Raw genomic sequence first — 12,759 nt, 5'->3', positions numbered from 1 at the left:
TCATTATTAATTGATAGCCTTTTAGAGGTAACATCTGATCAGAGTATTTCATGGGCGCAAAACTATTTTTACTACATGGGAAGGATTGGTAATATTGACTGTAAATAGACAATTATGTATTGGATTAGTCTTATCTACTTGGTTGAAAGGAGATGACTGGCGGCGCCCAGACAGCGGTGTGGAAAAAATGGGTTCAATTGACCCTTACATTGATTTGGCAAAAATGGCGGAGAAGTCAAAGCTCGATTTTCTTTTCAGGGCGGATTATCTTTTTGTTAGTCCACAGATGCTTGGCGATTCCGCTAATTTTGGTAGCCCTGACCCTACTATGATATTTGCAGCGATTGCGCGTGAAACCGAGCGGATCGGGCTAGTAACGACTATTTCTACGACTTTTAATCCACCGTATGTTGTTGCTAGACAGCTTCAGTCTTTGCATTGGCTAAGCAATGGACGTGCTGGTTGGAATATTGTCACTTCTATTGAAGGTGCCGAAAATTTCAGTGAATCACCTATGCCTTCACCCCAAGAAAGATATGCGAAAGCAATTGAATTTACTGAGGTCGTACGCAAACTCTGGGAAAGTTTTCCGAATGAAGCCATTGTTATTGATCGTGAGTCAGGCATGTTTTCTGATAAGGATAAGGTTTCCCCAATTAATCATTCAGGTGAGTTTTTTAGTGTTAAGGGACCACTTACTTTGCCTGCCCATAAATCGGGACCAATTCCTTTATTTCAAGCAGGCGCGTCGGATACAGGACGAAATTTTGCCTCTTCAATAGCAGATGCTATTTTTGCAGCGATGCCAGACCTTGAATCGGGAGTGGAATTGCGAAATGATTTGAGAAAAAGAACTATGGAGCATGGGCGCAATCCGGACGCCATAAAAGTTTTGCCAGGTTTATATTTTTTCTTGGCCGAAACTCGTGAGGAAGCCCATGAATTACATAAGGCTGCACACGCACATTTGACTATTGAGCGCAGACATGCATCGCTTAAATCAGTACTGGGTCTTGATTTGAGTAGTTTTGCTTTGGATCGTCGCGTAACTTCCGATATGCTTCCTGATCCGAATCAGCCAGTCCGCAGCCGAACACATGCTGAGTTGTTGCGCCGGTATATTACAAATCATCAACCTACAGTGGAAGAGGTATTAGCAAGGCCGGAGGTTGTCGGGTCTGCTCACTGGGTTTCCGTTGGAACGGTTGAAGACGTATTGAACGATATAATTGAGCGATTTGAGGCTGGAGCTATTGACGGATTTATAGCTATTCCGGGTGGTTCAGAAAAATCTTTGAAACTATTTTTTGAAAAGCTGATGCCGCAGTTGGTTGAAAGAGGTTTGTTCAGAAATGAATATACGGGTGTCACCTTACGTGAGCATTTAGGGATTAATACTACTGATCATTATGATAGGGATACTGTTTTGGAAGGGGTTCAAGAGAAGAATGAATAAAAAGTTTATACTAGCTGGTTTGATAGCATCATTCATGATCGTTTTGGCTGCATGTGGAGGAGAAGACAAACAGAGCAAATCAAACTCAACCTCCGACAGCAACGGACAATCAGTGCAATCTCAATTGGATAATGCAGGAACAGGCGAAACAAGAACGATTGAGTATCTCGGTGAAAAGTATACCGTTCCACAAAAAGCAGAAAAAATTGTGATTGGGGCTATGGAAGCAATGGAAGATGCGGTAATGCTTGACGTTCATCCAGTAGGGGCAATATCGGTAGGTGGAAAGTTTCCAGAAATGTTTGCTTCAGTAACGGGCAAGGCAGAATCAATTGGTGAAAAAAGACAACCTAACTTGGAGAAGATATTGCAATTGAATCCAGACATTATTTTAGGTTCAACGAAGTTCCCAAAAGAGGTGGAGGAGAAATTGCAAAAAATTGCTCCCACTATTTTGGTGTCGCACGTTTCTACAAACTGGGAAGACAACTTGAAATTAATGGGTGAATTAACTGGAAAGCAAGCAGAGGCAGAAAAAATTCTATCTCAATATAAAACAGATACACAAGCAGTAAAAGCATCGTTAAAAGAAAAGCTTCAAGGTAAAAAAGTAGCCGCTGTTCGTATTCGCGGAGGGCAAGCTTACATTTTTGCAAAACATGTAGACTTTAACCCTTTTTTATACAATGACATTGGTTTAGAAATGCCAGAACAGATAGACATGGCGAAATTGCAAGATGCGATCTCTGTCGAGCAACTGGCGGAAATGAATCCAGACTATTTGTTTGTGCAATTCTCTATGAGTGATAACAAAGATGCGGAAAATGCATTCGAAGACTTAAAGAAGAATCCAATCATCCAAAATATTAATGCCTTTAAACACGATCACGTATATGTCAACGTGGTTGATCCGCTTATGGAAGGAGGCCCTGTTTATAGTCGAATCAAGTTTTTAGAAAGTGTGCAAAAGTATCTGAACAAATAATGGAATGGAGCAGGGAGGAATAAATCGTTATTAAGCCATAAGTTTGTTCTAATTGTCGTATTATGCATTCTGTTCAGTGTGACAATAATCGTATCTCTTTTCTATGATTCAAAATCAATGAGTTATGAAATGATGTGACAGGCGTTTTTTCATTTTGATTCAGAGAATATGGATCATTTAATCATTCAAACTTCGCGCCTTCTTAAGTCCCGAAAAATTTACAATACTGTTTGTATTAACAATTAGAGCTGTAGGAATCCATTGGGAAACTCCTGAGATATTGGGGAATTACAGGACTATAAATTGGTTTTAGATTAATAAAAAGACTGATCTAAAAATTACCACTTCTAAAATAGAACATTTGTACGTATAACTTATATGAACGAACGTTCCTTTTTTGTGTGAGGAGATTAAAAACAATGAAAAACCAGTTAATAAAAGGGGTGCAACACAATCAGTTAGTAAATATGATGTACATTACAAAGTCTGGAGTCATTACGGAAAGGTATATCAAAATAATTACGATAGTCAATAGCGTACTTTAATTCTCGATAATGTTTCTTGTTATTGTTCCATGTCTATAAAGAGCGAGGGATGATACAGAATTGAATGCTTTTATTAACAAAATTGGTGAGAAAATTATGAAGGATGGATTATAGGGAATAATAAAATTATTAAGTTATGCACCATAAAATTTATCTTGATACCTAAGAGCATTACAGAGATCCTAAACGAGATTTAATTTATTGGTTGAATTAGGAGGCATTTGGTTCAGTTATTGTCACATTGTATTCTAGGTTTTCAATTGTTCGAATAGAGTACCGTACAAAAGGTGTCCCAGTTGGAGGTAAGGGTAAAGTTTCAGTGAAAATCAGTCCAGTAAGGATAATGTATATTTAAAAATGTCGACATTTTTACCTTGTTCATTTAGAACTCTTTCAATGTATTTCCAACCTCTTTTTTCATAGTAAGCTGAAGCATTTTCTGTTTTTAAAAATACTTTTGTATGACCTATTGTTTTCATATGTTTTAGCAAATTTTTGATTAAATAAAACCCTATCTTTTGACTTCGATATGAAGGGTCAACATATAAAGATGCTAACCAAGGTTTATATTGAGGTCTTTCTTTCAAATCGTTTTCAAATACAGATACTGTCCCTACACATTTTCCATTCACATTCGCTATGAATGTGATTGGGAATTTCTCTGCAGATGTTCCCTTAAAAAATTCAACAACTTCTTCATATGTTTTTTTATTGTTAGTTGGTACAACAAATTCTTTGTAAACCATTTTTGCAACATCTTCTATATGTTCTGGCCGATTGACTAATAAATCAATGTTCATAAAATCCTCTCCTTTTTAAACTTTTATTACTGCCATTGTGTAAAACATCCGATTACCGAACATTCTATATATTCATTTTAGACGATATCAGAAATAAACGACACTAAATTTGAACTTCCCCGTAAAAGTTAGACATCAATCTAACTTTTACGGAGGTTTTTTATGGCAAAAGTAAATGTTGAACAACGTATTTAAGCAATCCATTGCTCTTATTACAAGACCAACATGTCAACTGGATATTAGTAGAGTTGTTCAAACCACTTAACTCTAACTGAATATAGATATAATACTTCGCGTTTTTTACCTTCAGAATTGCAGTACGTCAATTTTCTTCTTAAATTGTGTTACCACCAAAAAGATGTCTAATTTCTGCCGATCATTTTCAGAACTAGTTTTTATATAACCTTTTTTCTTCACTATTTGTATCATGTTCATTTTTATTTTTAAATTTCAAGGTAGAAATCGTTAATAACGCAACTAAAACAGCAAGACAAACCATGATACTTATCCGATGTTGTTCATTAAAAACAAAGGTAGTTAAACTGGTGATTAAAAAAACTAATGTAAAGCCTGTAGTATATGGAAACCCCCATACCTTAAAGCTTGGATTTTTAATATATGAATAACGAAGTTTTAGTTGAGCTGAACAAATCCCGATCCATACCAACATTACAACAAATCCCGGCACGGCCATTAATATATTAAATACTTGATCCTGTGCAATAAAGGCAACTATAGAACCAATAGTAAGTGTAGTCCCCGTCAATAGTAAACTAGCTAATGGAACCCCTTTTTTTGATACATGAGCGAAGGATTTCGGGGCTTCTCCTTCTATAGCTAAAGAATAAAGCATCCTTGTACAGCCATATATACCAGAATTCGCTGCTGATAAGACGGCTGTAATCAAGATGAAATTCATAATATGCGCAGCTCCCTGTAAGCCAGTCATCGATAGTACCTGGACAAATGGACTTGCCTGGTCGCTGAGTTCATTCCATGGAACTAAACCACAAATTATAAGAATTGGTAATGTGTAAAACAAAACAATTCTTAAAATAAAATTTTTGATTAACTTCGGCAAAATATTTTCTGCATTATTGGTTTCGGTAATGGTTACTCCGATAAGTTCAGAACCTCCATATGAAAACATTACAATTAACAGCGCAGAGAAAATTGGCATCCATCCATTTGGGAAAAAACCTCCATGATTTATATAATTTTGTAGATAATTAGATTTTCCTGAGGGAATAATGCCAAAAATAATACAAGCTCCCAAAATGATAAATACAATAATCATCGCGATTTTAATTCCAGCAAACCAAAATTCAAATTCACCATAATTCTTGACATTCATCATGTTAATCCAAATGACAAAAACGGTGCAGCATAAACTTAACACCCAAAGCGGTATCGAGGGAAGCCAGTACTGCAAGAAGCTTCCTGCTGCAACAACCTCAATTACACATACCGACAACCACATGAAACAATACATCCATCCCATAACGAATGAAGCACGCTTGCCAAATGCTTTTTGAACAAAACCTTTTATATTAGTATCTGGATAGACAATTGCCATTTCTACTATTGCTCCCATAACAACAATCAGAAATAATCCTGCTAATATATATGTAAAAATAACTCCTGGTCCTGCTATCGATACCGTTTCAGCACTTCCTTTAAAAATCCCGGTACCTATTGCTCCTCCCATTGCCATTAAACTTATATGACGCGGCAACAACTTCTTTTGCAGTCGTACATTATTTGAATTCATTATTGATTCCACCTACATCCTAATTAATTAAAATCTGTTAATCTGTTACAAGATGTGAAATTCGTTAAGGATATTTAAAAACTATCTTATTTAATTAGACACAACTATTGTAATCAACCCGTACATATAAATGAGATAGGAGTAGAGAATTCATTATGTTATCTCAAGAAAGTATGTACTTTTACACGGGTAATAATTATCAAGTAAAATTCAGTTACTTGATAATTGGTAATAATATATAAAATATCCAAATTGAATCATGAATACTAACTAGTTACTAATAAATTTAATTTTTTCTATGTTAGGGAGTTTTCTTAATTTTAAATTAAACGTCCACATCATACTAAATATTATCATCCCAACTCCACCAAATATAATAGAGTATTGACTCCCAATGCTAGTAGCAATATATCCACCCAACAATGAACCTATCGGAAGACTAATTGAAGCGAAACTCGATATTAAAGCCATGATTCTTCCGACCATTTCAACGCTAACTTGCTGCTGAATAGAAGAAAAGATCATTATATTAATAAATGCTAAAAACATAAATCCAGTACCGTACATAAAAACAGATACAAAGGATGGTAAGAAGGAAGTTGATATCCAAAATACCCCTGCTAATAGTGAAGCGGAAATACATATGATCCCAAATGGTATTTTTTTAAATTGAGGGCTTATTAAAGAACCAATTAACATTCCTACCGCCTCTGACATCATATAGTATCCATAAAATTGTTCTCCACCCTTAGTAAGAGAAAAGTCAGGTAGTGCTGCTAGCATCCCTCCCGCAAAAAAGTTCGCCAAGGTTGCTCCAATTACAATATAAGGGATTATGGAATTCCTAACATATCCCAAAGCTTCTTTTATATCTTTAGTATAGTTAACAGTTATCTGCTTGAGTTTAAACCTTTCTTCTGCTTCTGCTAGATTTATATTTATATTTCTGAAAAGACAGTATAAAAGGGATGTTATCATAAATCCGAAAGCCGTTATTATAAATGTGAATGTAGGTCCAATTTCTGAAACAGTTAAACCCGCTACACCTAAAAATACTATGCGCAAACTTTCTCTTATGGTATTTATAATTGAATTCCCTTTAATAATATTATCCTTTTCTAGAATAATAGGAATTAGAGTTGATTCAATAGGATATGTAAATTGAGAAAGTAAGGCTATAGTGAACATCATTATAATTACAAGTACCACGGAATTATAATTAATTAATGAAAGACAGATTATTACTGTTAAGAATATAAACTTAATACATTCACATATAATTAAAGTTTTTTTGTAATTTAATCTACTAACTAAAGGAGCAATTAGAAAACCAAAACATGCTGGTAAACTTACTGCGAATAAAGCAACTCCAGAATAAAAAGGGTTATGTGTTAGATCAAGAACTAGCATCATTGCAGCAACAGTGTATAGACTAATCCCCATATATTTAAAAAATATAGCTGAAGCCAAAATTTTAAAATTATAGTTAAACATTTCGATATCTCCTTAGATACATGTATTAATATAATCCTTCTCTAGATCATATTTAAGAATAATTACTTTTTTGTCATTATCAATCAAAAATTTTTTCGATTAGTTTCTAGTATGTACATAATTGACTAGCTTTTTCATTATCCTAAGCAATGCTATTCATACTAGTTAATAGAAAATAGGTAAGTAAATGTGGGCTGATTGGATTTATTATTGGAGCGATGAACATGGGGATGTTTTAACAGAAATTTTCTTACCAGTTCATCAACAAATCACAGCCCATGAGCCGCCGTATGTTAGGCTACACTACACTAATTATTCAAGAGTATCTAGTATTGTACTTATGATTTGTAAATGATAGCAATTAGGATCCTACACATGCTTTGGCGACTGAAATTACTATATAAACTCCCTACTTATCTACTAGCCAAAACCGCTCCAAAGAAACAGTGTTTGTTTCGGCGTTAAATAAATTTCTTTATAACCAAATTTTTTTGTGACCATTAAGAGTTTACTAATCCTTTTATTTCCTCCCACGTTATTCCTATAATAGGAGTCTACGTATAGAGAGGCTAACAATATTTTATTATTTTTTAAGTTATGTTCAAAAATTGAGACCGTACCAATGTAATCTTTCCTATTTGATAAGGTAACTAAAATGTATTGGCGACTATTTTTATTGGTTTTTAATAAAAATTTTAGAAATCGATTAAAAGTAACCTGACTACATTGCTTTATGACAAATTCATTATAAATTACTGTAGCAACAGCTTTTATTTGATTCTGGTTTTGTAATATATTTACATGCATAGTACTTTCACCCCCTTGTTTATATGTTGATCTTTAATGGTTCACTCAATGGTTAAGATCGATTCGAGATACAAAACATTATTAGTAGTTATTTAGGGATTATTTTGAAAATTATATTATTATTAATTTTAATTCCATTATTATAATACAGGAAAAGTAATCTTTTTTTGTAAAAAAATGTTTTTATTTTTAAAAAATGTATTGAGTTGTGACATTTTTTGGTGTAATATCATATCCGAAACATACAAAAATTCCCTTTATTTCAAATTGAGAAGAAAATTTTAACAATTTTAGTCTTTTTTGCTTACTTAATTAGTAAAACGAATGCGGATGGAGGTGTGAGACAAAAATAATTATAATTTTGCGCTAGCAGATCAAAATTACTAAATAATAAAACATTTTAAATTAGGAGAGAGAAAATTGAATATTTACAAAAAATTACTTAGTGGTAAAACGGCATTGAGTGTAATTGGATTAGGATATGTAGGTCTTAATCTTGCAGTTGAATTTTCTCGAAAAATTCCTGTCGTTGGTTATGATATTAATAAAGATAAAATTAATAATTTACTGAATAATATGGATATGACAGGTGAAGTATCTACAGAAGAATTAAATAATTGTTCTGTTTTATTTACATATGATGAAAGCTATTTGAGGAAATGTAGTGTTCATCTCATAGCAGTACCAACTCCCACACACTCTAATAATAAACCTAATTTACAACCTTTAGAGGCAGCAGTTGCGACTGTAGGAAGAAACCTATCCAAAGGTTCTATAGTTGTCATTGAGTCTACGGTTTACCCAGGAACAACAGAGGAGATTTGTGTTCCAATATTGGAAAAAGAATCGGGATTAATTTACAAAAAAGATTTTTTTGTAGCCTATTCTCCAGAACGAATTAACCCTACAGATAAAGTAAACACACTAAAGAACATTGTGAAAATTGTTTCAGGGGATACTGATGAAACATTAAAAGAAGTGAGCAGTATCTATAAGCTAGTACTAGAAGATAATGTTTATCTAGCACCAAATATAAAAGTTGCAGAAATGTCAAAGTTAATGGAGAATACGCAGAGGAATATTAATATAGCCTTCATGAATGAAATGTCAATTATTTGCAACAAAATGTCGATTAACACTCAAGAAGTGATTAAAGCTGCATCTACCAAATGGAATTTTGCTCACTATACTCCTGGACTTGTCGGAGGGCATTGTATCAGTGTTGATCCGGATTACCTAATTCATATTTCTGAAGAATATAACTATACCCCTTATCTAACTAAATATTCCAGAATATTAAATGATAATATGTCATCGTATGTTGTAGATAATATTCTGGAAAATTTGCGAAGAAATAATTTAGATACTAAAGGCTTTAGAATGGCTATTTTAGGCGTTACTTTTAAAGAAGATTGCCCAGATCTAAGAAACAGTAAAGTTTTCGAAATTATCTCGAAATTGAAATTTTACCAAATGGATTTAGTTGTAATTGATCCAGTTGCTAATCCGTTTGAGGTTCTCAACTCATACAACATTCCCTTAGATGGGATTCACGAGTTAAAAGATGTTGATGGAATATTATTAGCTGTACCACACAAAGAGTTCTTAGGTTTTGACCTAAATAAATTAACTTTAGACAAATCTAATAATAAGTTTATGTTTTTTGATATTAAAGGAATATATGACAAAAAATTAGAAAATGAAAAAATATTAGAATGGAGTTTGTAATATGATTCCTAAAAATAGTTCTTTCTTAATTACTGGTGGTGCCGGATTCATTGGTTCGAATCTCGCTGAATTTTTGATTAAACAAGGCTATAAAGTGACAGTTCTAGATAATTTCGAGACTGGAAGTATAGAAAATATAAATGGATTATTACAACATAAAAAAAATTTTAAGCTTGTTAAAGGAGATATTAGAATATTAGAAGATTGTGAGACTTCCTGTAAAAATGTAGACTATGTATTACATCAAGCTGCGTTAGGTTCCATAAGTAGATCGATTGAGAACCCTGCAATAAGTAATGAAGTAAATGTCAGTGGTATGCTGAATATGATGATTGCTGCAAAGAATAATAATGTTAAACGATTTGTATACGCATCATCTTCATCAGTATATGGGGATTCGCCGTTTCTGCCTAGGAAAGAAGAAGATTTAGGAAATACTTTATCTCCTTATGCAACAACTAAAAGAACAAATGAACTATATGCAAAAAATTTCTATGATATTTTCCGTTTACCGATCATTGGATTAAGATATTTTAATGTTTTTGGTGAAAGACAGAATCCAAATTCAAAATACTCGGCAGTTATTCCAATCTTCATTAATAGTCTTTTGAAAAATGAAGCTCCAACAATTTATGGAAACGGAAATCAATCTCGTGATTTCACGCATATTGAAAATGTTATTCAAGCAAACCTATTAGCCTGTATCAGTGATGAAACATCTTTAGGTAAAGTTTACAATATTGGCTGTGGTGATAACATAAAAATTATTGAGCTATATAACAAAATAGCAAAAATCCTAAAGGCAGATATTCAACCAAATTATAGCGAAAAAAGAAAAGGAGATGTCGATGCATCACATGCAGATATTACCTTATCTAAAAAATCATTAAGTTACCAACCAAAAATTGACATAGATAGTGGGCTCGAAAAAACTATTAATTGGTATATAGAGAATCTATTAGATACCAATAGAGGTGGTATTAATACTAGCAATGAATATAGTCAAATATAGTTCCTTCAGCGATTATGTTAATAATATTATAAAATTTGATGAAGTTAATTTACCAATTCTCCAAGATGATAAATTTAATTCAAATTTCAACTTTGCCAGTGAGGTTGTAAGCGCAGATATTACTATTGAGAAAGACAACCATAATTCGGATATTATTACAAATTCTTGCATAATATCGATAGGTAACGACGAATGTAAATGGATTTCGTTACTACATGCTAAACTCACTAAACAAAATCTTTATTTTTCTGAAAACATTTATGAAGCGGTAGAGTTAATGGAAAAAGAATCGAAAGACAAGAAGTATTTCACTTTCGTTACTACAGCTAATTACATTAAAACTGAAGAAATTGCATATTTTTCAGAATGTAAAAATAGTGTCCTGAAAAAAGGAAAAGAAATTTTTTTCTCCTTTTTAGTTCACAAAACAGTAGCTCAACTTTCAGAGTTTGTTGTAAGACTTAAAATATATACACAATATAAGACTGGCAAAACAGTGCATATTGATCGTGTAAATATTAACAATTCAGACGCAAATAATACAATCGAAGGCCAATATAATTTTTATAACTCGAGAGTAAATGACATAAAAGATTCTTTTATAGAAGAAACTCTAGAAATATTTTCTTTTATTGGTCATGGTCGAGATGAATTTGTTTGGCTTCAAGATGGTATTATTTGTGGGAAAAGCGCAAATATTAGAACTAATTATGAGTTTACAAATCAATCAATGCCCTCATGTTATTATACAGGGAAATGTTACAAAACCGATTTAAACATTTTACCAGGTTATGAAATAGATGCAAAGCACATTTTTATGAACAGCTGTTTTAGCGGTTTGCTAGACGACAGTTCTTATGGGCTTGAATACAATATTATGTATTCACTTTTAGAAAAAAATACAATGTCTTATTTAGGAAGTACGTGTGCAGTTGATGGTAAGAGCTTTTTAAATTACTATTATTTATCTCAGATTAAATCTGGAATCCCATTGGGTATTGCAGCTTCAAATGTTAATGATGCTTTGAATAATTTCAAGTTAGGACATACTTGGTCATACTATTTAGTTGGAGAGTGTGCTTATGCTTTGGATACTCTCTATGAGACCAAGCAAATCAATTTACATGAGCTTAATAGTGAAAAAATTGATGATATCACACATTATACTATTGATGTAGAAAATCCTTTTGGAGTAATATCTTTGAAGTTTGATAATTCTAAGATATTAGAAGAATATATTGATTTTTCCACAAGAATTGAAGTTACCTCCAATATAAAGCAAGAGATTTACGGTATTTTTAGGAGAAGTGGAGATCTTTATATCCTTGATATATTTACAGATGGTGCAATCAATCCTTCTGAAATTAAAATCAAAATTAAAGAGGCTGTTCCTTTTTATCCGAAGATAATTGAATATTTAAAACAAGTAAATACCTTTGGTGTCTTTTTTGGCAAGCAATTCGAATCATTATTAAAAGAAACTTCTGATATAATTCACAAGTTTAGCAAAAATTATAAGTATGAATTGCCTGTACTTTCCAATAACAAGAAATTATATAGAAAATTGAGTAATATTGAAGAGAGAATTAGTAAATTAAATAACATGATATTAAGTAGGCTTCAGGAACTAATTAGTGAAAAAAGTTTTTCGCTTGAGGAAACACTTCTGGAAAATGGTGTAAGGTTTAATAATAATAACCATCGTACTAATGAGAAGTGTCCAAACTGCAACAAAGATATCTGTATAAACGAATATTCTCATGAATTCCTATTAGATACTACTTGGTTTTACTATTGTTGTCCTAAGTGTGGTGTAGTTGAATTATCCCAAAAGAGAGACAATACTCTCAACTGTTATTTTGAAGGAGCTAGTAGTGTAAAGAAAGAAGCGCAAATAATTAATAACTTGGTTATTAAAAACAATTCTTCTAAAAATATTAAAGTTGATTTTTGTTTTGCAATAACACGCTCTAAAGACAATAACATTGAATTTGATAGTCAATCTAAGACAATACTGATCCCTGCTAATGGAAGTATTCATTATCCACTATCTATTAGAGCATCGGAATTAACTGTACCTCACGTTTATTGGCTAAAATCTGTGATATTGGTTGATGGTAAATTAACATCAATTAAAAAAGATGTTTTCATAACACATTAA

At 32.5% G+C, this 12,759-nt stretch carries 9 protein-coding genes; 5 read left to right on the top strand and 4 right to left on the bottom strand.

Going from position 1 to position 12,759, the window contains the following annotated elements; genetic code table 11:
• The first annotated feature begins 94 nt into the window (after positions 1 to 94).
• Entirely contained in the window at positions 95 to 1,456 is a 1,362-nt protein-coding gene (locus tag ACQKOF_RS02975; protein ID WP_427553559.1) for an NtaA/DmoA family FMN-dependent monooxygenase, read from the top strand.
• Positions 1,449 to 2,441 (top strand): ABC transporter substrate-binding protein, encoded by a 993-nt coding sequence (locus tag ACQKOF_RS02970; protein ID WP_427553556.1) that lies wholly within the window; start codon positions 1,449 to 1,451, stop codon positions 2,439 to 2,441. Before ACQKOF_RS02975 ends, ACQKOF_RS02970 begins: the two co-directional genes overlap by 8 nt.
• A gap of 871 nt (positions 2,442 to 3,312) precedes the next feature.
• Here the strand turns inward: ACQKOF_RS02970 and ACQKOF_RS02965 are convergent.
• From ACQKOF_RS02965 to ACQKOF_RS02950, 4 genes are all read right to left on the bottom strand, one after another.
• Positions 3,313 to 3,786, bottom strand: coding sequence for a GNAT family N-acetyltransferase (locus ACQKOF_RS02965; protein ID WP_427553554.1), 474 nt, complete (start codon positions 3,784 to 3,786; stop codon positions 3,313 to 3,315).
• A gap of 388 nt (positions 3,787 to 4,174) precedes the next feature.
• Positions 4,175 to 5,557, bottom strand: a complete 1,383-nt coding sequence (locus ACQKOF_RS02960; RefSeq protein ID WP_427553551.1) for an amino acid permease — start codon at positions 5,555 to 5,557, stop codon at positions 4,175 to 4,177.
• 270 nt (positions 5,558 to 5,827) lie between these two features.
• Positions 5,828 to 7,051, bottom strand: coding sequence for an MFS transporter (locus ACQKOF_RS02955; RefSeq protein WP_427553548.1), 1,224 nt, complete (start codon positions 7,049 to 7,051; stop codon positions 5,828 to 5,830).
• A gap of 420 nt (positions 7,052 to 7,471) precedes the next feature.
• Positions 7,472 to 7,858, bottom strand: a complete 387-nt coding sequence (locus tag ACQKOF_RS02950) for a hypothetical protein (protein WP_427553545.1) — start codon at positions 7,856 to 7,858, stop codon at positions 7,472 to 7,474.
• Between the two features lie 420 nt (positions 7,859 to 8,278).
• Here ACQKOF_RS02950 and ACQKOF_RS02945 point away from each other — a divergent pair, with 420 nt between their 5' ends.
• The 3 genes from ACQKOF_RS02945 to ACQKOF_RS02935 are packed head-to-tail and all read left to right on the top strand — an operon-like array spanning position 8,279 to position 12,759.
• Positions 8,279 to 9,586 carry a nucleotide sugar dehydrogenase gene (locus tag ACQKOF_RS02945; protein WP_427553543.1) on the top strand — a complete coding sequence of 436 codons (1,308 nt, stop codon included), beginning with the start codon at positions 8,279 to 8,281 and terminating at the stop codon, positions 9,584 to 9,586.
• A gap of 1 nt (position 9,587) precedes the next feature.
• Positions 9,588 to 10,598 carry an SDR family oxidoreductase gene (locus ACQKOF_RS02940; RefSeq protein ID WP_427553540.1) on the top strand — a complete coding sequence of 337 codons (1,011 nt, stop codon included), beginning with the start codon at positions 9,588 to 9,590 and terminating at the stop codon, positions 10,596 to 10,598.
• On the top strand, positions 10,579 to 12,759 hold the full coding sequence (locus ACQKOF_RS02935) for a hypothetical protein (protein ID WP_427553537.1): 2,181 nt from the start codon (positions 10,579 to 10,581) through the stop codon (positions 12,757 to 12,759). Before ACQKOF_RS02940 ends, ACQKOF_RS02935 begins: the two co-directional genes overlap by 20 nt.

The sequence above is a fragment of the Lysinibacillus sp. NPDC093190 genome, from assembly GCF_050280425.1.
In the GTDB taxonomy this organism is placed as follows: domain Bacteria; phylum Bacillota; class Bacilli; order Bacillales_A; family Planococcaceae; genus Lysinibacillus.
Note: the sequence above shows the minus strand (reverse complement) of the source record. Positions and strands in the feature narration are given on the sequence as shown.